This window comes from Siccibacter colletis, assembly GCF_025914095.1.
Classification (GTDB): Bacteria; Pseudomonadota; Gammaproteobacteria; order Enterobacterales; family Enterobacteriaceae; genus Siccibacter; species Siccibacter colletis.
Window position 1 is genome coordinate 3,493,210 of the sequence record NZ_CP074352.1, and the last position, 23,581, is coordinate 3,516,790.

Annotated in this window: 15 protein-coding genes and 1 tRNA gene; 5 read left to right on the forward strand and 11 right to left on the reverse strand. The window is 49.4% G+C overall.

The features are described 5' to 3' along the window. Positions 1–147: 147 nt before the first annotated feature. On the reverse strand, positions 148–3,663 hold the full coding sequence (locus KFZ77_RS16780; protein WP_264384847.1) for an AAA domain-containing protein: 3,516 nt from the start codon (positions 3,661–3,663) through the stop codon (positions 148–150). A gap of 544 nt (positions 3,664–4,207) precedes the next feature. Between KFZ77_RS16780 and dgt the strand changes: the two genes are divergently transcribed. The 3 genes from dgt (at position 4,208) to KFZ77_RS16795 (ending at position 6,388) form a co-directional block, all read left to right on the forward strand. Continuing rightward, the gene (gene dgt, locus KFZ77_RS16785; RefSeq protein WP_264384848.1) at positions 4,208–5,515 is read left to right on the forward strand and encodes a dGTP triphosphohydrolase; all 1,308 of its coding nucleotides are present in this window, start codon (positions 4,208–4,210) and stop codon (positions 5,513–5,515) included. 113 nt (positions 5,516–5,628) lie between these two features. Next, positions 5,629–5,718: a hypothetical protein gene (locus KFZ77_RS16790; protein WP_264386210.1), complete on the forward strand. Its 90-nt coding sequence runs from the start codon at positions 5,629–5,631 to the stop codon at positions 5,716–5,718. A 1-nt stretch (position 5,719) separates the two neighbouring features. After that, positions 5,720–6,388 (forward strand): primase 1D-like protein, encoded by a 669-nt coding sequence (locus KFZ77_RS16795; RefSeq protein ID WP_050489808.1) that lies wholly within the window; start codon positions 5,720–5,722, stop codon positions 6,386–6,388. Positions 6,389–6,677: 289 nt separating this feature from the next. On the opposite strand, the gene KFZ77_RS16800 is transcribed toward KFZ77_RS16795, so the two are convergent. From KFZ77_RS16800 to KFZ77_RS16830, 7 genes are all read right to left on the reverse strand, one after another. Then, on the reverse strand, positions 6,678–9,740 hold the full coding sequence (locus tag KFZ77_RS16800) for a type I restriction endonuclease subunit R (protein ID WP_264384849.1): 3,063 nt from the start codon (positions 9,738–9,740) through the stop codon (positions 6,678–6,680). A 12-nt stretch (positions 9,741–9,752) separates the two neighbouring features. Continuing rightward, positions 9,753–10,907, reverse strand: a complete 1,155-nt coding sequence (locus KFZ77_RS16805; protein ID WP_264384850.1) for a restriction endonuclease subunit S — start codon at positions 10,905–10,907, stop codon at positions 9,753–9,755. Next, positions 10,908–12,398, reverse strand: coding sequence for a type I restriction-modification system subunit M (locus KFZ77_RS16810; protein ID WP_264384851.1), 1,491 nt, complete (start codon positions 12,396–12,398; stop codon positions 10,908–10,910). It lies immediately after the preceding gene. A 5-nt stretch (positions 12,399–12,403) separates the two neighbouring features. Then, the gene (locus KFZ77_RS16815; protein ID WP_264384852.1) at positions 12,404–13,903 is read right to left on the reverse strand and encodes a type I restriction-modification system subunit M; all 1,500 of its coding nucleotides are present in this window, start codon (positions 13,901–13,903) and stop codon (positions 12,404–12,406) included. After that, positions 13,903–14,130: a helix-turn-helix domain-containing protein gene (locus KFZ77_RS16820; RefSeq protein WP_264384853.1), complete on the reverse strand. Its 228-nt coding sequence runs from the start codon at positions 14,128–14,130 to the stop codon at positions 13,903–13,905. The genes KFZ77_RS16815 and KFZ77_RS16820 overlap by 1 nt, the downstream gene beginning before the upstream one ends. A gap of 248 nt (positions 14,131–14,378) precedes the next feature. After that, a complete protein-coding gene (locus KFZ77_RS16825) occupies positions 14,379–15,638 on the reverse strand; it encodes a tyrosine-type recombinase/integrase (protein ID WP_264384854.1) in 1,260 nt (419 codons plus the stop codon). Between the two features lie 197 nt (positions 15,639–15,835). Next, positions 15,836–15,920 (reverse strand) — tRNA-Leu (locus tag KFZ77_RS16830). A 229-nt stretch (positions 15,921–16,149) separates the two neighbouring features. On the opposite strand from KFZ77_RS16830, the gene ahr reads away from it, so the two are divergent. Next, the gene (gene ahr, locus KFZ77_RS16835) at positions 16,150–17,169 is read left to right on the forward strand and encodes an NADPH-dependent aldehyde reductase Ahr (protein ID WP_264384855.1); all 1,020 of its coding nucleotides are present in this window, start codon (positions 16,150–16,152) and stop codon (positions 17,167–17,169) included. Between the two features lie 76 nt (positions 17,170–17,245). Here the strand turns inward: ahr and KFZ77_RS16840 are convergent, their stop codons facing one another. From KFZ77_RS16840 to lptF, 3 genes are all read right to left on the reverse strand, one after another. Continuing rightward, on the reverse strand, positions 17,246–18,883 hold the full coding sequence (locus tag KFZ77_RS16840; protein WP_264384856.1) for a dihydroxyacetone kinase subunit DhaK: 1,638 nt from the start codon (positions 18,881–18,883) through the stop codon (positions 17,246–17,248). 660 nt (positions 18,884–19,543) lie between these two features. Continuing rightward, complete coding sequence (gene lptG / locus KFZ77_RS16845) at positions 19,544–20,626, reverse strand: LPS export ABC transporter permease LptG (protein ID WP_031519492.1); 1,083 nt, start codon at positions 20,624–20,626, stop codon at positions 19,544–19,546. Then, positions 20,626–21,726 carry an LPS export ABC transporter permease LptF gene (gene lptF, locus KFZ77_RS16850; protein WP_264384857.1) on the reverse strand — a complete coding sequence of 367 codons (1,101 nt, stop codon included), beginning with the start codon at positions 21,724–21,726 and terminating at the stop codon, positions 20,626–20,628. The genes lptG and lptF overlap by 1 nt, the downstream gene beginning before the upstream one ends. A 268-nt stretch (positions 21,727–21,994) precedes the next feature. Between lptF and pepA the strand changes: the two genes are divergently transcribed. Next, positions 21,995–23,506, forward strand: a complete 1,512-nt coding sequence (pepA, locus tag KFZ77_RS16855; protein ID WP_031519489.1) for a leucyl aminopeptidase — start codon at positions 21,995–21,997, stop codon at positions 23,504–23,506. Positions 23,507–23,581 lie beyond the last annotated feature (75 nt).

The window sequence follows — 23,581 nt, forward strand, 5'->3', positions numbered from 1 at the left end:
TACTGTCACCATTTAGCCATCTGAAGTATAAGGAAATTGCGGTCCTGCAACTACAAAACAATGCCGTATGTAACCACTAGGTAACACCCTAAAGCAATGCTACCTGGTGGTGTCTCGAACGTTAACTAGGAAAACGATACTTGAGAATTACAACTGACGTTGTTCCAGGCTAGAATATATCGTTTTAATTTCGCTTTTTAAACTTTCGCCACGGTATACCATCGACGTATCGTATCGTTGATATCTCTCATCGCGCGTAGCGCTAAACCAGTTAAAGGAACCGACGCAGAGAAGCCCCTCATCACCAATCACAATCTTACTGTGAACACGATTAACCAGCTTTGTCGTGACGCCCATTTCATTCAACCTTTCCAATGCTTCATTTAGGCGCTGATGTTTTTCTTTGCGCTTTTCAAAATCTGCATGCTCTGTATTAAACGTTTTATCCGTTACTACAGTGATATCAATACCACGGGTGCGCGCCTGAGACATCGATGCCAGAAAACCTGTCTGTTCCAGTTTTTGCCAGGTGAGCCACGGGGAAACGATAGTAATGCTCTGATTAGTGGCATCAAAAGTCTGATTCAGAAACGCATCATGTTGCTCCACCCCGTGTAGGGTTGAAATCTGCGTTTGTGAGGTACTTAAATCCTGGCGCTCCTGAAACTCAAACTGCAATGCATTATCAGTGGAAGCAAACAGGTATTTCGCCAGCAATCCCCGAGGTGACGATCCGGGTTGGATCTCAAACAGATCCATATCACCAAAGACCAGGAAGCTGTCTTTAGCTCGTGAAACGGCAACGTTCAGCATGCTGCTGTCGCTGTCGATAAATCCGCCATCTTCATGTTTCGAATACACGGGAGAAAAAAGCACAATTGCCCGTTCTGCTCCCTGTAATGAGTGAACCGTACCTACTGTCAGCAAGTTTTCGTCACCATTGCAATTGATATCCAGCTTACGTAATGACGATTTAATCGTACTGACTTGTGCCGAAAATGGGGTAACAACCCCCACTACTTTATGTAGAGGTTCGCCATAATGACGCTCGATTTCCTCTTTGTGCACTGCAAGCCATGTCGCTATCGTCTTCGCTTCAAAGTCGTTATAGCGACTTCCACCATTGGCCTGCATACCTTTACCATCGATATGCAAATATCCCATTGCTGGAAATATTGTCTCTTTTTCTTCCCCTCGTTTGGGCTGCAACTTACCGTGATAGCAGAGGGTGTTACAGTAGCCAATGATGTTATCGAAGCAACGACGGTGTTCATAAAGGTACATCCCTCTCGCCAGATCCGGATCGTACTGGTAGCGGGAATTAAACTGTGCAACCTTCATAACGCTACCAGATGCAGCACTTTTTCCAGAGTCACACACCAGGGCATAAGCTTCAGTAAGTTCTTCCTGCGTACCTCCCGGAAGAATGTTCTCCTCAACCATATTGCCGATATCAATACCGGGCAAGCTATTCCAGATAGGCGCAATCTGTTCTGTGTCACCAATCACCAGGGCTTTCTTCGCCAGTGCAAAAGAAGCTGCCGCAACCTCAGGCAACACCTGCCCCGCTTCATCGACAATCAGCAAATCGGCAAAGTTATATAAATAGCCATCATCAAACTTCTTGCCGCCAACATGCTCCCTGATGAGCATATGGTGAGGAAGCATAAAGCAGGTCATCACGACACAAGGGGTTAGTTTCATTCTACGCAGCCAGCGGGCTTTAATGGCCTTCGCCCCTTTAAGACCTTTTTCTTTTTGAAGGTTATCGATAGCAGCCATATCCATCAGCCACCGGCCTTCCCAGTAATGCGTCGCCAGCAGAAACGCCGGGAAACGGAGCTGTGTATCTGCAAGCTCATCGGCTTCATGCAGACTCAACTCTGTTTCGCCCGGATTTCCCAGTGAGTGAGTAATATCGTGCCAGCGTATAGCTGCTTCGCTTTCACGTCGGGAAATGTCCTCAGCAAGATCAATTTGCTGTTGATACCCAGCCTGCTCTTTATGAGCTTGTTCAATCAATCCATCGATAAAGGCATCAATTCCATCAGGCTGAGATCCCTGGAATGCTGTCATTCTTTCGCCAAACGTAGCCTCCAAAAACAGCTTCATTTGATAGTGACGCTTAGTACGCACGGCAGGAAGCCAGGAGAAGAGAGTGTACCTGATCGACTCACCGGCTCGATATTGCTCCCACTGTTTTTTGCCTTGCGTTAATAGCGAGATTTCATTTGTGCTATTGAGCAGTAACGTTCTCTTATCCTGAATATACTGTTCGAGATCGTCACTGATGGCATGCCGCTCCTGACGAATTGCGTTGAGGTCATCCCACGCAGGCTCGATTTGCTCAAGCTCTGCAGAGATTTCAACCAAACGCTGATGCAAGAGATCCACAACCTGTTCAGGTGAATGACATTCCTTACTAGGAAAAGCTGCCCTTGCCTTTTCAAGGAAGAAGCACCGGGCATCTTCAACATATTCAAGGGATTCAACACGGTTAAAAAAGTCTTCCGTCTGGTATTTTTTTACCGCCTCGGCTCTCCGTCCCGAAGACGGGAAGTAAGCGCCAAAGCTTTTTACTTCAGGTAACCAACGCCCGGCCATAGGCCCAGTGCCGGTAGCAAAATCTTTACCGAAGGCCTCGATAATGTTGGTGACGGCCTGATTGTTGGTTGATGTCGCAATCACCACCGGCGGTTCAGTTTTGTTTAAAGCTGCCCTCGCCCACTCAGTAGCAATGATTGAAAGAACCAGAGTAGTTTTCCCGGTTCCCGGGGGACCGTTCACGGCAAGAATATCGCCCGGCTGTTGAGTGAGGTAATGGCTAAGGGCATCGCGCTGCGCCACAGCCAGCGGAAATTTATCACCAGAATGCCCCAGACGCTCACTGAACATGGCATTACTGGCAAGGAGCGGCTCAACAGGAAACTTATCTTTCGAGGCAAAGCGCGCCAGCAATGGCACCTCTTTTTTGCACGACAGCAGATGATCGTACATAGGCAGGATATGGAGGCTGGCCCCTCCAGGCTGGTTGGCTTTAATAATGTAGCCATATCCAGCTGGTTCATATTGCTCAGGTGATGCGAGCCATCTGCCAGCAACATTTTTTAAAAGTTCATCAGTGTCTTTAAGGTACTTTTGCCACAACTGCTGATAACGAGCATATCGTTCCACTCGTTGATCATCAGTCTCAACAAGCAGCTCATCCTCATTACTGGGACCAAAAGTAATTGAATCATGCGTGGTTTTGTACTTGTCATATTCCGGCATTTCACCAATAGAAAAGGTACCCTTAGGGAGAGGTTCGAGCAGGTCACGGGGAATGGTGGCTGGCGATGTAGGGAATAAAAAGCCTTCGCGGTTCAACAGTGCAGAAGTCACCAGAGGCGTAACTATACTTGGTGCGCCTGCCGTACGTTCCTTGCCATGCTTTAACAGGCGGATCCACACCTGCGGCCGTAACAACACCTCGACGGTTTTAACCTGCTCGTCTTCGCCCTCGAAGAACGATTGCACGATCTCTTCACCCAGTCTTCCCCGATCGACTTCCATCCATCGTGTGAATGAATCTTCATCTTTACGCTCAAATGCCCCTTTTCCAGACTCGGCATCAGCTAAGGTATTACGCCAGTATGAAGTGAATCCTTGAGTATTGCTGTCCATTCCCCATCCCGTGACTTAAATAAAACTATTGATTTCGTTGATATAAAATCCTCATGGTTAAACATTGTCCACGATGCGAGTACGATCGCAAGGATTTGTTTGTGTTGGGAAATTTTAGTGCATTATGGAAACTGTTGATGGCGATTGGCATCAGCCATTTGCAAGTCAGAATGATATCCTAGATAGCATGACCGCTTACCTTTAAGCGTTTCCTCACAATAAACGAACGCACTGTACCAATATCGTTAAAGCCTAGTGTAGAATCTGAACCAGTCGTGATTAACATATTGATTATGAGTAATATTAGGCAATGTTTGATACCCAGCTACTGGCAGGGAGCGTTAAAATGCAATTGTCATGTGGTGAGCCCCACATGCAGTTAAAGCAGCCGAGTGGTATCAACGAGCTAAGAGTACAGCATCCTGCATATGATTCGAGGATGAACCTTCAGTACGGCTAGATAAACCTGCGGCGTGTTGGCGTTTTAACAAATGAGTGAAAACGGTTATCGTAGAATAAATATTCTTTTGCTAAGAGGACAAAAATGGAAACCTTAATTTCAACTTCTCGCCACCGAAAATCTAGTGCAAAGCATGACACCATCTTGGCATCTACACAAAGTGATCGTGCAAGATTGATCTACTCTGCTGCGTTCAGAAGATTGCAACAAAAAGCACAGGTTTTTTCCTTAGAAAGTAATTCAGCAGTACGATCTAGACTGACTCACTCTATAGAGGTTTCGCACATTGGTCGCTATATTGTTGCAGCAATTATTGAGAAAATAGCTGAAAGTTCTGATATAGATAATGAAATTAAAGAGTTTTGGCAAAAGAATAGCTTGTCTGTATCAAATATAGTTGAGACTGCATGTCTAATGCATGATATTGGAAACCCACCTTTTGGTCATTTTGGGGAGGCAGCAATTGTTGAGTGGAGTAAATCAGACTCAGTTGAAAACGCATTGAAAACTGCACTTGCTGAAACTTTTTCAAAAAAAATATGTCAAAATTTACTTTCTGATTTTATACATTTTGATGGCAACCCACAGGGTTTAAGAATAATAACAAAATTACAAGGTGATGATGGATATTTCGGACTTAATTTAACCTACACCCAACTTACAGCATTTATAAAATATACTTTTTGCCCAGATGAATTAGATTCAAAAAAACCATTTAGTAAAAAAATAGGTTATTTCTCAACTGAAAAAGACGTAATGGAAAGTGCATGGAACACCTTGAAGATGAAGAAAAATTCTCGTCATCCTCTTGGCTTTTTAATGGAGGCATCTGACGATATCTCATATTGCATCAGTGATATAGAGGATGGTATTGAAAAAGGAATAATCACTGTAAAACACTTTAGTGACTTCACATGCAGCCGAATTGAACAACTAAAAATAAACCACAAAGATTTCGAAATCGAATGTGATGAATTAATATCATGCTTAACAAATAATAACCCTGTACCTGTCAGTAATTTTCTTTTCTTTAAAACTTCTTTATCTAATTTTTTAGTGAAAAGAGTTGCAGAAATTTTTGTTAAAGATTACCACCAACTTATAAAGCAAGAACGAGAAGAAGAGATAATATCAAAAGGAAGTTTTGAATATGATCTTTTAGATATTTTAAAAGACTATACGTCAAACTACCTTTTTACATCAGCAGAAGCAGAGTGTATGGAATTGTCCGGCTTTGCTATAATAAAAGGAATACTTGACGAGTATACATCTTTAATAAAACTACCAAAAGATAAATTTTTATCTTTAATTTTAAAGAATAATAAAAAATTCGCAATAATCATTTGCACATTGAAAGAAGATTATTTAATCGACTGCCAGGAAAACATTTAAAATCATACTCTACCGCAATAGTTGGTATACCGTATAATCACAATGATTATAGCGATGATTTGTTTGTTGAAAAATTTGAGAGTATTTCTCGCGAAAAAGAACTATCGTTAAGAATGCATTTAATTGTTGACTTTGTTTCAGGTATGACTGATCAGTTCTCGATGGAAATGTATCAACTTCTCAAAGGTATCAAGGTGAAGTAATATGGATAAATTCCAGCAGTTTTATACCCATATACAAAAACATCCATTTAGTTTGGTAAAACATCTTATTGGTTTAAGCATCAAAAAAAATGAGCTACCACAAGATATTTCGCTGCAATTAAGTAAGTATAGATATACACCGCAGTCTTTTATAGACGATCGTTCAGGCTTAACGCTACCATTCAAACAATTTAATGAAAAAACACTATATGACATAATTGAAGATATGAATGGAAATGAAGAATTGGCATTTCATTCATTAGTCAATAGTTTCGGTAGCTCTTATCATTTTCCATTAATTGATTTTGGTAAAGTTGACAGAGGAGTTATTGATGCAAATCCTTTACGAGAATTATCAGAGCACTGGCAAATGTCATTTTTCGTCTACAATAGCGGAAGATCTTTCCATGCATATGGTAATAGATTAATAAAATCTTCAGATTGGATTGCATTTATGGGGAGTCTGCTTCTGTTGAATAAGCCAAGCGGTTTCAAATTAATTGATGAAAGGTGGATAGGACATCGTTTGATGGCCGGTTATGGGGCACTTAGATGGACTAATAATAGTTCACACTATAAAAAGAACCCAACATTTGTCGGTTACTTAAGTTCTTCCGGATTAGAATGGATGCAACCAGATAAAATATCTTCTTTGTTACCACAATATTGAATCTGATGGTAACAAAAACTCCATCCTCAGGTTTATGATTGAGTAAAATGATTCTTTTATATTAATAATAGAATCATTTTACCCCTCAAAAAGTTCGACTTTTTTAATAAAAGGAAAATTGTAATATAAAACAAAAATAAAAATCCTATTAAATTAACCATAAAAAAACATAAACCAACATCATTATAGAGATACAGTATCTTTATTCTTTCTATAAACAGGAAAAAGAGTGGAAGAGCAACCAATAGCTCTTCCATATAAATTAAAAAATAAATTTATTAAGAAAATTTCAGTAATGCTCTTCTATATACCCATACGCTTTCCGGAATAACTCTTTATCTTTCCCTAGTCCAAACTGGGCCAAGGTCAACAAAAGCGCCTTTTGGATTTCACGCGGGCCACTGTTGGAGTTTTGCCAGCCATCAAAGCGTGTGGCTTTGACGATTTTATCAATTTGCTCTACAACATCACCGATTAACTTAGGGGTAGTTTCTGGGCGTGTTTCCAAGAAAAGCTTGGTCAACGCCTGTTTATTATCAGCTTCAGTTACTGGGCGCTCGCCCGTTTCGCGCTCGGCTTGTACGGTATCTTTCGCAGCATCCAACAGGCCTTTCAACCAGTCGATGGCCTTGATAACACCAGCTTCATAGTCCTGACGCAGTTTTTCCAAACGCTCGCCCAATGCCACAAATTTAGGGTCATGACTGCCGCGCAAACGCCCCATAAGATCAATCTCTAGGCGCTTGGCGCGTTGTTCCTGTTCTTTAGCGGTCAGGGTAAAAATTGCGTGCTCATCCATGATCAACTCGTCAATATCATCGCGAATACGATTGATATCAGTATGCTCATGGATCATTTTGATGGTTTCAGGACCAAGCGCAGCCCAAACAAGCGCACCTGTCTGCCCCACCGGACGCACCGATTCATAAATTTGCGCCAGCCATTTGTAGTCCTGACGATAAGGGGTTAAAAAAGGATCTGGATTGATAGCTGACCATAACTTAGATAACACTCCAAAGCTGGCAGCGAATTCATCACGCTTCTCGTTAGTTGGCAAACATTCTTGCGCAGCCATAATACCTTCAAAACCTTCTATGGAACGATCCACACCAGGGAAGAAGGCCAGACATTTATTCAGTTGTAACGGCAATAGCTCTTTAAATGCCTCGATTCCCTTTACAACCCCTTCAATTTCATCAGGGTTGTAGGCCAGAGCGGTACGCAGATTTTCGAAAACGCCGAGGTAGTCGATAATTAATCCCATGTCTTTTCGTGCATCATCGGTTTCATACAACCGGTTGGTTCGGCACATGGCCTGAAGAAGAGTATGATCGCGTAGAGGCTTATCAAGGTACATGCAGTAGCAAATTGGTGCATCAAAGCCCGTAAGCAGCTTGGCGGTAACGATGATAAGCTGTAACGGATGCACAGGATCTTTAAAGCATTCAATCAGATCCTTTTGTGCCTGCTCTTCTGCATCAATGTGCTGCCAGCGTTCGAAATCAGCTTGTTTAACAGGTAGCTCCAGTTCGTCATGCCATTTGAGCCAGTCCTTGTTGAGCTTATCTTTTTTACCACCCTCTTCAGCTTTAACCGGAGCCTGGTCAACGTTCATAACCACTTCAACTGCATCAAAACCGAGCTTTTCACCGAGCAAATAATACATCTGCACACAGGCTTCGCGATCGTATACCACAACCATGCCTTTCATCTTTTTCGGCATAACATGGCTGGTAAAATGCTCAACAATGTCATTACTCACCGCAGCCATGCGTCTCGGAGATTTCAGCATGATGGCCAGCTTGCCGGCGCGTCTGGACAATGCTGCTTTTTCTTCTTCATCCAGGTTGTTTTCGGTAGCCAGTTGCTCGAATTCTTCGTTGATAGCATCACGATCCACTCGGAGTTCAGCCAACCTAGGTTCGAACTTCACCGGGTTAGTCGCGCCATCCCGGATCGACTGCTTATAGCTATAGCGGCTCATATAGCGACCCGGATCTTCTTCGGCACCGAACAACTTGAATGTATTACGATCAATACCAGAAATCGGTGTGCCAGTCAGGCCATAGAAGTGGGCATTGGGCAACGCCCAGCGCATTTTCTCGCCTAACCCACCTTCCTGGGTACGGTGAGCTTCGTCAACCAACACTATAATGTTGTCACGGTTGTTCAGGCCATTGGGGTTGCTATCGTCAATTTCGATATCTTTAAATTTAAATATGGTGGTGATCAAAATGCCACGGCTGTCTTGCTCAATGTATTCGCCCAACTTTTTGCAGCTTTGCACTTTAATCAGATTCTTAACGTCGGCTCCACCAAAGGTTTCGTTAATTTGGCTGTCCAGATCTCGCCGGTCCACTACGATGAGTACCGTTGGGTTTTTTAACGCATTGTCGGCACGCAGCATTTTAGCAGCGTAAAGCATCAGCAAGGATTTGCCCGATCCCTGGAAATGCCAAATCAGACCTTTCTTTGGATAGCCTCTACGAACACGCTCAACGATTTGTTTTGCTGCTTCAAATTGCGGATAACGCGGCAGGATTTTAACGCGTTTAGGTGGAGTATTTTTGCCCGTTTTGACGGTTGAAAATAATGCAAAAGATTCCAGTAATTGCATTAAGGTCTGTGGATTTAACAAACTCTCGCAGCTGTTGAGTACCGATGCCAATCCCGGCAGAATCTCATCACGAAGCTCAGTATTATGCCAGGGCCCCCAGTCTTTAACTCGGGCATTAATGGCACCATAAGCAAAGGTTTTTCCTTCGCTGGCAAAACACAGCAAGTTAGGTACAAAGAAAGATTCAACATTTTTCCAGTAGTACTTTTTGCCGCCCATAAAGTCGGCGGCACCGTCTTGCCAGGTTACGCTAGGGCGTGTTGCGGTTTTAACTTCGCCCACCACCAGTGGTATACCGTTCACATAAAGGACAATATCAAAATAGACTTCAGTGGCCGCGATATAGTGGACCTGCTGTGCCACCACAAAGTGGTTATTTTCTATATTGTCAAAATCAATCAGATTGATGGTGATATGGTCTCCATTCTCGCCAAAAGGCAAGGTTTTGTCGGCCATCAACCATTCCTGGAAGTTTTCGTTGGCCTTTACCAAGCCGGTATGGCGGGCTTCTAAAACCACTCCTCGCAGTTTGTAAATGACCTCATCGGCATAGTCAGACTGTCTACCGATATCAGGGTTTAACGAACAAAGCGCGTCTTTTAGCCACTCATCAACGAAGATATCCTGCGCTTGTTTAGGCAGGTTTTCACCGTGGCAGTAAGTCCACTTGACTCCGCTTAAACCTTTTAAACGGTCGATAATTCCATTTTCTGTAACGGTTTGTTCGTTAAACATTTTCTCATCTCATTAATTTTCTTCAGCTGCCAAGATTGCTCTATTCAATCTCTTTAGATGTTCAATTTTGTTGTTAAATATTTGGATTAATGCGTGACTTCTAGATAGAAGATCACCTATTCGCTTTTGCTCGTTTAGGCAAAGGTCTGGAATCATCATTGATTTTATTTTTTTCAATGTAAGTCTAGTAATCGCATTCCCAGCCATTTGTGATGAGATATCTCTTTGTGTAGTTCTCAACATTAGCCAGTGATAAACATAGTTACAATCTGCTTTATTAGGATCCACCCTTAAAAAGGCGACACTAGAGAGTAAGCTAATTTCACTATCGAGTTCATTTAGGCATACATTACCTGTATTAGCTCCATCTTTTGTAAGTAAAATATCTCCTTTTCTAACATCACATCTGGTATATATTTTTTTGTGTTCTTCTTGTGAAATGTACTCCTTTTCTAAAAACTCCATTTTACCCATACGAATGTTTTTGGATGTTACATACTGATAGTCACCTGATGAACCGATGTTTTGGGGTGAAAAATGTGTTCCATCCTGAATTTTTATACACAAGCTATCCAGGGTAGTTAGTTTTTTCGTAGTGCTATAACTCTTTATACCTAACACATCATGTAGCAAATTTGCCTGTGCCAAAGCACGTTCTGAGCTCGCCACCACTGAAGATATCTTCTTTAGAATAGATACGTAAGTTTCTTGCTTATCAGTAGGTGGGATAAGAAACTCTTGCTGTGCAAGAATTTTCCACTTAATTGTTGGAGATAATGAACCTTCAGAAATCGCCACTGCACGATTCATAAATACATCAGACTGCATAAAAAATGGCAAAAACTCAGGAATAACCTTTGCTGAATTGGCTTCCAGCACCATGGCATGAGCCGAACAAATACAATCCCAATCAGCTACAGCAACCTTACGTTGATAAGCACGACGCTTACCAAAAATAATCTGGCCTTTTTTCACTAAAAGCTTTTGCCCTTCAACGTCGCTGGGTGTGCCATGACGTTTGATCTTCAGGCTATCAGGGTCTAAGTGCTCCAAACCAACATAAATATCAAGGTCTGTCTCGCTCGGTTCTATACGTTTGGAGATATGTTTCGCGATATCACCAAACTTCACCATCTGCCAGCCTTCAGGTAATTTTTGTTCAACCATTTACTGCTCCACCTTGCTTTCAAGGTTATATCCAAGCGCTGCAAGGCTTTGGAATAATTTATTAGTTTGTTTTTTTAGCTGAGTGCGACTTACTTTCCACGCCTCAATTACATGTTCAATGTTATGTGCTTCTGCGTTACTTTGTGCTTGCACATATAGTGGAATTGACATGTTATAGAGATTCTCTTTTATAACGTCGATATCAATCAACGCGGTGATATTGCTTTGCTTTTCAGGTGTAAAGTAAGCCTCACATAGCACCGTTAAATTCTCATAGGATAAACGGCTATGGGCACGTTCACGAGTGACATACTCAACCCCGTTGATAAACAAAACTTTGTTTTTGCGTTCAGCTGGCTTATTCCTGTTAAGCACCACCACGCAAGACTCCATCGGCGAGTTGTAAAACAGATTTGGTCCCAAACCAATCACCGCTTCTATGATGTCGGATTTTATCACCTGTTTACGAATGGCTTGCTCAGAATCGCGGAACAGAACACCGTGTGGCCAGAGCATGGCAGCGCGACCGGTATCGGGTTTCAAACTTTTGATGATATGGGTGTAAAAAGCATAATCAGCGCATCCTTGGGGCGGTACGCCATAGAAATTACGTCCATAAGGATCGACTGCAAACTTGTCACGATTCCATTTTTTGATGGAATATGGCGGGTTGGCAAAAATTACATCAAACTGCTTGAGCCGATCGTTTTCAATAAACTTAGGCTCAGCCAGAGTGTCACCACGTAGCACATCAAATTCTTCAATATCGTGCAGGAACATATTCATACGAGCAATAGCTGAAGTCAGCAGGTTCACTTCCTGGCCATAAAGGTGCACAGAGCGCCATTCTTCCCCTCTTGCACGAAGATCCATCACTGCATTTAGCAACATCCCTCCAGTGCCGCACGTCGGATCATAGGCAGTTTCACCCGGTTTTAAGCCCATAATGCGCGTCATTAAATGCACGACTGTTCGATTGGTATAAAACTCTGCTGCCGTATGGCCGGAATCATCAGCGAACTTTTTAATCAGGTATTCGTAAGCTTCACCAAGATCATCTTGGGCGACAGATTTAATACCGAGCGGAATTTTACTGAAATGCTCAATCAGATCAGCCAGCAGATGATCGGGCAGGCGCTCTTTATTGGTCCACTGCGCATCACCGAAGACGCCATGTAAACGCGGGTTATTGGCTTCAATCAGTCGAAGCGCATTCTGAATCGCTTCACCAATGTTTTTACTAGTATTGCGGACCTTTTCCCAAGCTGCCTCAGAGGGGATGTTGAAACGATGAAACATCGGCATGGCTGCGTATTCAGCATCGCCTTCATGGAGTTCCAGCGCTTCGTTATATTCTTCCAGATAGACATCTGACAGGCGTTTGTAAAACAGCAATGGGAAGACATACTGCTTGTAGTCTGATGCGTCGATTTGGCCGCGAAGAAACTCAGCAGCTCCCCAGAGCAGCTCTTCCAGTTTTTTATTACTCATGGTACTCATACCTCGAACCCTTCTTTGATAAGCAGGGTTTCCAGCTCCTCTTCTGCTTTTTCCAGTTCAGCCAGCTTCCGTTGAAAATCCTTGAGCGCCTCTTCCACAGTGATGGTTTCTTCTTCGAGTGGCTTTTGCACATAACGAGCAATATTTAGATTGAAGTCATTTTCTTCAATCTCCTTCAGAGGTACCCAGCGTGCAACGCCTTCGATTTCTTTTGCATCTGGCCCCTGTTGCGCCTGGTCATGATAGATTTGGTAAATGTCATCGGCCTGCTTGTTGGACAGCGTATTCTGCGCGCGCCCCTTGGTATAGATTTCTTCAGCATTAATGATCAATACATGATCTTCATGCGTTGCCGGGCGTGATTTGCGCAGCACCAAGATACACGCAGGAATCCCAGTCCCATAGAACAGGTTGGAAGCGACACCAATAATCGCTACGATGCGATTTTCTTGCAGCAATTTGGTTCGTATTCCCCCCTCAGCTCCACCACGAAACAGCACACCATGAGGTAACACGACTGCCATACGTCCATTGTCGTTAAGTGAGGCAAACATATGCTGCACCCAGGCAAAATCACCATTTGTTTTAGGCGCCAGACCATATTGCTTACGACCATAGGGATCGTTCGACCACAGATCGTATCCCCATTCCTTCAAGCTAAATGGTGGGTTGGCAACAACGCAGTCGAAGGTTTCTAAACGATCGCTTTGTAAAAACTTAGGTTCACGGAGCGTATCCCCGCGAACAATATCGAAATCCTCCTGACCGTGCAGGAACAGGTTCATTCGCGCGATGGCTTCGGTAGTCAGGTTTTTTTCCTGACCTTTAATTTTTAGCAAGCGCGGATCGCCACCGTTTTCTTTTACATGGTGAATAGTCTCGAGCAACATACCACCAGTACCACAGGCGGGATCGTAGACACTCTCACCCGCTTTGGGATCGAGAATGTTAACCATCAAACGAACTATTGTACGTGGGGTGTAGAACTCACCAGCTTTTTTGTTAGCTTTGTCTGCAAAACGTTTGATTAGATACTCATATGCACGGCCCATGACATCATCACGGACACTTGCAACACCCAGATTCACCTTATTGAAGTGATTAAGTAGCGTAGCCAGTAACTCATCTGAAAGGCGTTCTTTATTGGTCCAACTGGCATCGCCAAAAATGCCATGCAGTTTAGGGTTTGCCAGTTCTATACCACGGAAGGAGTCTTTTAAGGCCTGGCCAATGTCTTTGGTCTCAGCGAAAACATCGCGCCAGTGGCAATTCTCCGGTATCTGAATGCGGTGAAACATCTTCCCCTTGGCAAGTTCTGCATCCCCAACCTTCTCAATCGCATCGGCAAATTCTTCGTCATATACATCACAAATGCGTTTGAAGAATAGGATTGGGAATATGTACGTTTTGTAATCTGACGCATCAATAGGCCCAGTGATAATATGGGCTGCATGCCAAAGATGGGCCTCGAGATCCTTTAGGTTAATCAGTGTCATTAATTTTTCTCTGTACGATTCTGCGAAGCAGGAACCTTTTGCAGTAAATCGTGTATTCCACAGTCAAAAAGCACGCAAAGCCTTTCTAAGGTATCCAGGTCAACCTTCTGAGCAGTCTCTTTGTAAAGCAAAGTGATAGTGTTGCGACTCAGGCCAGTTTCCCTGACAACATCGGCTATTCGCATCTTATGTTCGCCCATGAGCCGAGCAAGATGGCAACGGATCATAATGGTCCTTATCGTTGTGCTTAACGATGCAAATCGTATCCCAAAATGCGAAAAAAATAAAAAAAATTCAAGATGAAATTAAATTACTTTAGTTGGGAAAACATTGAACGTATGGACAGGAAGACATGCATATTCAACATGTTTAAATTCAGGATACATGTCGGGCATAGATACCCGACATAGGTTCCAGTGAGGTCATATGCCAATTAGTGATATTTTGGACTGCAGGAACTTATAACAAATCATTGCTATCGTTTTTTGTCTTTAGAGTAATCAAACGGACTCACCCCCTTATCACGATTCGCATCAAGATAATCCGCCCACCACTGCACCATCAGCCTTCGCTCCCCCAGATGCTCCGCCTTATGAATGTAAGCCGCACGCACAGAGCTACGCTCTTGATGGCTCATCTGCCTTTCCACCGCATCTCTCGACCACAAACCCGATTCAATCAATGAGCTACAAGCCATCGTCCTGAATCCATGCCCACAGACCTCCGTTTTCGTGTCATAACCCATCACTCTCAGCGCCTTATTCACTGTGTTCTCACTCATCGGCTTACGCGGATCGTGATCGCCTACGAAAATCAGCTCTCGATTCCCATTCATGCTTTTGATCTTTTCCAGAATGGCTAGAGCCTGCCGCGATAAGGGAACAAGATGGGGCGTCCGCATCTTAGAACCACGCTGTGAATGTTTAACACCGTCCAGCGCTTCACGCTCACCGGGGATCGTCCACATGGCCGTTTCAAAATCTACTTCTGACCAACGGGCAAATCGCAGTTCGCTCGAGCGGATAAAGACTAACAAGGTAAGTTCGACAGCAAGTCGGGTTAACGTTCTGCCAGAGTAGTGATCAATGCGGTGAAGTAATTCAGGTATACGGTTAAGCTCCAGAGCCGCACGGTGCTTTCTTTTCGCCGTAGCAACCGCACCGACAATCTCTTGCGCGGGGTTATAGTCGATTAAGCCACTCTGCACAGCAAAGCGCATAATAGCGGTAGTCCGCTGCTGTAAACGGGCGGCGACTTCGAGACGCCCTGATGACTCTACGGCTTTGATGGGAACAAGTAGGTCTCGCGTTTTCAGTTCTGCAATGTTCCGCTTACCGATGGCAGCAAAGAGATTATCCTCCAGACTTTTCAATACACGAGCGCTATGCGATGCAGACCACTTTTGATTGCTGGCATGCCAGTCTCTGGCAACCACTTCAAACGTTATCGCCTCTTGCTCCTGCTCTACCTTAACGGCTTTCTTGTTTTCACTGGGATCGACGCCATTAGCTAACAGCTTACGGGCTTCATCCCGGCGTGCTCGGGCATCCGCCAGCGACACTTCAGGGTATTTCCCAAGCGCCAGCATCTTCTCTTTACCGCCAAAACGATAACGCAGCCGCCAGTATTTGGAACCGTTAGGGTGAACCAGCAACACCATGCCTTCACCGTCAGTAAGCTTATAGGCTTTTGCTTCAGGTTTAGCCGAACGAACCTTCACATCACTCAGAGCCATGATGAGTATCCTTTCAAGGGTTCTGTGTGGGTACAAACATTATCGAACCGGGATATACCCGCAGTTGTACCCGCATCAGTAAGTTGATGTAGATTGAATCAGGTTGACTTAGGTTGAGTGAAAAAGCGAGGAAAGCCTTGCGGATACTGGATTTCAGGCACAAAAAAGACGTCCGTTGACGTCTATTGATGTTCCGATGGTGCCGAAGGCCGGACTCGAACCGGCACGTATTTCTACGGTTGATTTTGAATCAACTGCGTCTACCGATTTCGCCACTTCGGCACTGAAGGGGATGCGGAAACGTTGTGGATTATACCTGTCAGCGGCCACCTTGCAAGCTGCGCGGTGGCTAAGTCCCGTTGAATGCTGAAAATTTCAGCGCTGCGCTGATTCCCTTGCTCTGCTGGCCTGCAAACGTCTTCACCCCTTCCCCCACCGCACCAATCGCAACCCGCTTTCAGGTGTGGCATGTTCTACACTGCATGTCAGAGCCACCAAAAAGGAAACTGTGATGTCGAAAATCAAAAGTTACGCCGCGCCGCAGGCCGGTGCCGAGCTTGAGCTGTATGAATACGACGCGGGCGAACTGAAGCCGGAAGACGTTGAAATCCAGGTAGAGTACTGCGGTATCTGCCACTCGGACCTGTCGATGATCGACAACGAATGGGGCTTCTCGCAGTATCCGCTGGTTGCGGGTCACGAGGTGATTGGCCGCGTACATGCGCTCGGCAGCAGCGCGCAGGATAAAGGCCTGAAAGTAGGTCAGCGCGTCGGTATCGGCTGGACCGCAGACAGCTGCGGGCACTGCGATGCCTGTATCAGCGGCAGCCAGGTGAATTGCGTGGAAGGCAGCGTGCCGACCATCATCAACCGCGGCGGCTTTGCGGATAAGATCCGCGCTAACTGGCAGTGGGCCATCCCGCTGCCGGAATCCATCGACGCGGCGTCCGCCGGTCCGCTGCTGTGCGGCGGCATTACGGTGTTCAAACCGCTGCTGATGCACCATGTCACCGCCACCAGCAGGGTGGGCGTAATCGGTATCGGCGGTCTGGGGCATATCGCCATCAAACTGCTGCGCGCGATGGGTTGCGAAGTAACAGCGTTCAGCTCTAACCCGTCCAAAGAGCAGGAAATCCTCGACATGGGTGCCGATCGCGTGGTGAACAGCCGCGATCCGGAAGCTCTGAAAGCGCTGGCGGGCCAGTTCGATCTCATCATCAACACCGTGAACGTGTCGCTGGACTGGATGCCGTACTTCCAGGCGCTGGCGTATGGCGGTAACTTCCACACCGTTGGCGCAGTAATGAAGCCGTTCGAAGTGCCGGCGTTCTCGCTGATTGCCGGGGACCGCAGCATCGCTGGCTCCTCTACCGGGTCACCGCACGAGCTGCGCACGCTGATGAAGCTGGCTGGTCGTGCCAAAGTGGCGCCGCAGACCGAGGAGTTCCCGATGTCGCGCATCAACGAGGCGATCCAGCACGTGCGTGACGGCAAAGCCCGCTACCGCGTGGTGCTGAAAGCGGATTTTTAATCCCGCGCTGAAATAATAAAGGCTCCGTGAGGAGCCTTTTTTGTGGGCGCTTACTCGCCCGGAAGGATGCGCGCTGTCACTTCGCCAGCGCGGTCAGCACTTCCGCCACCGCCATCGCGCCCGGATCGGTTACGCCGTCGAGGTTCTGGCTGTTGATGTAGGACGAACGTCCTGCACCGGCCTTCTGCATCTGCGCGGTGCTGTCGGCCCCCTTCTGTGCGGCCGTAGCAGCAGCCTGAATCCCGCCCTGCGCCAGGGCTTCCAGCGCCGGTTGCAGGGCGTCGATCAGGGTACGATCGCCGAGATCGGCCCCGCCGTAACGCTTCATCTGTTGCAGGCCGACCTGCAGCGCCTGCGGCAGGGCATCGCCCTCGGCGACGCGCTGGCCCGCAGCGGTGAAGAAGATCGACATCAGCACGCCGCTGGAGCCGCCCATCACCGTTGCCAGCCGCTCGCCAATCAGCTGTAACAGCTGCCCGGTGTTGTTGAGCGGCAGCTCCTTGTTCACCAGCAGCAGGGCGATGTCCTGCGCGCCTTTGGCGAAGGTCGAGCCGGTATCACCGTCGCCCACTTTAGCATCCAGCGCGTTGAGGCGGTTCTCCAGCTCGATAAGCGTGGTGGTGGCGATAGCGAGGGTGGTCTGCACCTGCGCATTCTCCGAGGCGTGATACTCGACGCTGTCGTGCACCATGTTCTGCTTCTGGGTTTTCATCGGCGCGAACGCTACTGCAGGCTGCCAGCCGCTGGTCTCCACCGGGGCGGTGAGCGCGGCGATAAACTCGTCGTTCAGGCGCAGGGCGCTGAGCGAGAAGCCTTTCATATCAAGGGCGCTGACCAGCGGGGCCGGGCCGACGAGGTAGTCGATCTGCTCGCGCAGCGCCGAGTGCGCCAGCTCTCTGGTGAGCAGGGCCATCTCCAGCGCCGAAGTGCCGCCGAGGTTGTTGATCAGCACCGCCAGGCGCGCGTCCGGGCCTGCCTGCTGCTGGAGCTGTTCCACCAGGGTGGCGACCAGCTCGCGGCTGTTGTGGCTGGCGACCACGCTAGCGCCCGGTTCGCCGTGGATGCCGAGGCCCAGTTCCACCTGGCCCGGTTTGATGCGGCTCTCTTCGTCGCTGCCCGGCAGGTTGCAGGTCTGCATCGCGAGGCCAAGGCTCCAGAGGTTATCGCACGCCTTCTGCGCCATATCGCGCACTTCGCTGAGGGATTTCCCCTGTTCGGCGGCGTAGCCGGCAATCTTGTGCACCAGCGCTGTCCCGGCGATGCCGCGCGGCTGTTTGTTGTCCGACAGGGCGATGTCGTCGCCGACGATGACCATCTCAACCTTCAGGCCGTAGCGCTTGGCTTTCTCCGCTGCGAGGCCGAAGTTAAGGCGGTCGCCGGTGTAGTTTTTCACCACCAGCAGGCAGCCGCGATCGCCGGTGACGGCGACAATGGCGTTCAGTACCGCGTCCACGCTCGGCGAGGCGAACAGGTCACCGCATACCGCAGCGGTGAGCATCCCTTTCCCGACAAAACCAGCGTGCGCCGGTTCGTGGCCCGAGCCACCGCCGGAGATCACCGCGACTTTGCTTTTATCCCAGTCGCTGCGCGCCACGACGCGAATGGCCGGGTCGATATCGAGTTTTGTCAGGTTGCCGAAACGGCTGCTAAGAATGATGCCTTCAAGGGCATCGTCGACGAGGCGGGTGCGCTCGTTATAGAAAAATCTGGACATAGCTTCCCACTATTTTTTGAAACGTAGTACACAGCATAGTCCCTGTGTCGTCCCGCGGAGAAAAGGCAGATTTTGCTGAAAATGGGTGAGTGGTAAATGGTAGGTGGTAAACGGTGAGTCTGCGGTAAACGGTGGGTGCGCTGCGCTTACCCACCCTACAACTACTGGAAATGGCTGCACGGTAAACGGTGGGTACAACGCCCGTCCTGAAACCGGTAGGGTGGGTAAGCAACGCGCACCCACCATGAACCCATAAGCCGAGGCGTGGCCCCATCCGGCATCAAAACCGCCGCGCCGCAGGCGTTGAGTCCGGGCTGGCGGTCGGGAACCGCCAGAAGGCGCGAGCCCCGGGATGGGGTATCGCGCCCGACCGGAAGCGAAACGCCGGAGGCAAGGGCAGCCCAACGGGCCGGTTTTGTTGGCCGGGAGCCGGGATAGTGAAGGGGGTGGCGGCGAGCCCCCTTCACCCGTTCACGTGCAGCAGCGTTCCCATGTAAGTGCGGTGCTCTGGTGAACGGAACCTTTGCCGCAATCACATAGCCCCCACGCCACAAACGGTGGGTGCACTTCGTTTACCCACCCTACAAACCCAGCCCCCCCTCACCCTTCAGGCAAAAAAAGAGAGGCCATCGCCTCTCTTTTACGTCCATCACTGCACTATCAATTTCGTCGCATCATCAGCCACAGACTGATGAGGAAGAAGGTGGCACTTGGCAGCAGCGCGCCGATGATGGGCGGGATGTTATACACCAGGCTCAGCGGGCCAAAAATCTGGTCCAGCACGTAGAACACGAAGCCGCAGCTGATGCCGGTGACCACGCGCACGCCCATCGGTACGCTGCGCAGCGGGCCGAAGATGAACGACAGCGCCATCAGCATCATCACCGCCACGGAGAGCGGCTGGAAGATTTTGCTCCACATGTTGAGCTGGTAGCGCCCTGGGTCCTGGCCGCTGGACTTCAGGTAGGTCACGTAATCACGCAGGCCGGTAATCGACAGCGCATCCGGGTCCAGCGCCACTACGCCGAGCTTGTCCGGCGTGAGGTTGGTTTTCCAGGTACCGGTCACGGTCTGGGTGCCGGTGATCTGCTGCGGATTTTGCAGGTTGGATTCATCCACCTGCGACAGACGCCAGGCTTTCTGCCCGGCATCAAACTTCGCGGAGGCCGCGTAGCGCACCGACTGCAGGCGACGCTCGTCGTTGAAGCTATAGATACTGATACCGCCCAGCTCGTTATCACCCTTCACGCGCTCGATATAGACGAAGTTGTTACCGTCTTTCGCCCACAGCCCTTGCTGAGTGGAGAGCAGCGAGCCGCCGTACATCATCTGCGCCCGGTAGTTACGCGCCATCTGTTCGCCCTGAGGGGCGACCCACTCGCCGATGGCCATTGTCAGCAGCACCAGCGGAATAGCGGTTTTCATCACTGCCAGCGCTACCTGCAGGCGGGTGAAGCCGGAAGCCTGCATCACCACCAGCTCGCTGCGCTGGGCCAGCATCCCCAGCCCGAGCAGCGCACCCAGCAGCGCCGCCATCGGGAAGAAGATCTGGATGTCTTTCGGCGCACTCAGCAGGGTATACATACCCGCGCCAAGTGCGCTGTAGTCACCCTGCCCGGCCTTCTTCAGCTGATCAACAAACTTAATGATCCCGGAGAGCGACACCAGCATGAACAGCGTCATCATGATGGTGTTGAAAATCGTTTTACCGATATAGCGGTCAAGTACACCAAAACCAGGCATCACACCGCTCCTTGACGTGCGAATCGGGCACGCAGTTTACGCATGGGCACGGTATCCCACAGGTTGAGGCCCACCGCCAGCGCCAGATAAAGCAGGTTCACCAGCCACATCCAGATCAGCGGGTCCAGCTTGCCCTTCGCGCCATTGGAGCGCAGCGAGGTCTGCAGCAGGAAGAACACCAGATAAAGCAGCATCGCCGGCAGCATTGAGAGTACGCGGCCCTGACGCGGGTTGACCACCGACAGCGGCACTACCATCAGCGCCATCACGATTACGGCGAACACCAGCGTCAGACGCCAGTGCAGCTCGGCGCGCGCGCCAGGAGAGTCATTGCTCAGCAGGGTGCGCATGTTCATCTGCGCGCTGTCGTCAGGGTCGAGCGCCACGGTCTGGTGGCCGACAATCGCCTGGTAATCCTGGAAATCGGTAATACGGAAGTCGCGCAGCATCGCGGTGCCTTCGAAACGCGTGCCCTTGTTGAGGGTCACCACCTGCGAACCGTCAGCGCGCAGGCTCAGCGCGCCGGAGTCGGCCACCACCACGGAAGGACGGGCGCTGCCTTTCGGGCGCAGCTGCGCGAGGAACACGTCGTTGAACTGGCTGCCGTTAACGCTTTCGATGAACAGCACCGCGTTGCCGTCGGTGGCCTGCTGGAACTGGCCCTGGGCCAGCGCCGCCATGCCGGGGTTAGCTTTCGCTTCGGCCAGCACTTCATCCTGATGACGAGACGACCAGGGGCCAGCCCACATCACATTTACCGCCGCAACAATACTGGTGAACAGCGCGAGGATCATCGCCGCTTTAACCAGCACCGCTTTGCTCAACCCGCAGGCATGCATGACGGTGATCTCACTCTCGGTATAAAGTTTGCCGAGGGTCATGAGCAGGCCGAGGAACAGGCTTAATGGCAGGATCAGCTGCGCCATCTCAGGCACACCCAGACCGAGCAGGGAAAGCACCAGATTTGTCGGGATATCGCCGTCAACAGCGGCCCCAAGAATCCTTACCAGCTTCTGACAGAAGAAGATCAGCAGCAGGATAAAAAGGATTGCCAGTTGGCTCTTGAGCGTCTCCCGGACCAGATATCTTATGATTATCACATTAATTACGCCTGTGAAAACGAGTCTTTTTGCAGGAAAATCGCTTGTTTCAAGGCTTAAACGTCATTTATTCTCTTGAGTCGTTGAAAACGTCGCAAAGATTGGCTCATCCAGCGAATTCGCGACCCAGAACTTGTTCTGACGTGCCCGAAACGTAAACACGTTAAGATTAACACGAAGTCATCGCAACAGCGGAGTGCGCGTTACGAAAGGTTGCAATTCTAACCGTCGCCACCGCCGTTGTCTTTAAGATTCAGGAGCGTAGTGCATGGAGTTCAGTGTAAAAAGCGGTAGCCCGGAGAAACAGCGGAGTGCCTGCATCGTTGTGGGCGTGTTTGAACCGCGACGCCTCTCCCCCATCGCCGAACAACTCGATAAGATCAGCGACGGCTACATCAGCGCCCTGCTTCGTCGCGGTGAGCTTGAGGGAAAACCGGGGCAGACGTTGTTGCTTCATCACGTTCCTAACGTGCTGTCAGAGCGTATTCTGCTGATTGGCTGCGGCAAAGAGCGCGAGCTGGACGAGCGTCAGTACAAGCAGGTGATCCAGAAAACCATCAACACCCTGAATGACACCGGGTCGATGGAAGCCGTCTGCTTCCTGACCGAGCTGCACGTCAAGGGCCGCAACACCTACTGGAAAGTGCGCCAGGCGGTGGAAACCGCGAAAGAGTCGCTCTACAGCTTCGATCAGCTGAAAACCAACAAGAGCGAGCCGCGCCGTCCGCTGCGTAAGATGGTGTTCAACGTGCCGACCCGTCGCGAACTGACCAGCGGCGAGCGCGCCATTCAGCACGGTCTGGCGATTGCCGCCGGTATTAAAGCGGCGAAAGATCTCGGCAACATGCCGCCGAACATCTGTAATCCGGCCTATCTGGCTTCCCAGGCGCGCCAGCTGGCGGACTCCTGGAGCAAAAATATCGTTACCCGCGTGATCGGCGAGCAGCAGATGAAAGAGCTGGGCATGCACTCCTACCTCGCGGTGGGTGCCGGCTCGCAGAATGAATCCCTGATGTCGGTTATCGAATACAAAGGCGATCCAACCGCCGAGGCGCGTCCGATCGTGCTGGTGGGCAAAGGGCTGACCTTCGACTCCGGCGGCATCTCCCTCAAGCCTGGCGAAGGCATGGACGAGATGAAGTACGACATGTGCGGCGCGGCAGCGGTCTACGGCGTGATGCGCATGGTGGCTGAGCTGCAGCTGCCGCTGAACGTCACCGCGGTGCTGGCGGGCTGTGAAAACATGCCTGGCGGGCGCGCCTATCGTCCGGGCGACGTGCTGACCACTATGTCCGGCCAGACCGTTGAAGTGCTGAACACCGACGCCGAAGGCCGTCTGGTGCTGTGCGACGTGCTGACCTACGTCGAGCGCTTCGAGCCGGAAGTGGTGATTGACGTCGCCACCCTCACCGGTGCCTGTGTGATCGCGCTGGGCCACCACATCACCGGCCTGATGTCGAACCACAATCCGCTGGCGCACGAGCTTATCGGCGCGTCCGAGCAGGCGGGTGATCGCGCGTGGCGTCTGCCGCTGGGCGACGAGTACTACGAGCAGCTCGACTCTAACTTCGCGGATATGGCGAACATCGGCGGTCGCCCGGGCGGGGCTATCACCGCCGGCTGCTTCCTGTCGCGCTTCACCCGTAAGTACAACTGGGCGCACCTCGACATCGCCGGTACCGCATGGCGTTCAGGAAAAGCGAAAGGCGCAACCGGTCGTCCGGTGGCGATGCTGTCCCAGTTCCTGCTCAACCGTGCCGGGTATAACGGCGAAGAGTAAGATAAAATCCCCCTCGCCCTGACGGCGCTCTCCTTCACCACGAGGGAGAGCGCCGGGCTGAGGGTGCATGATTTA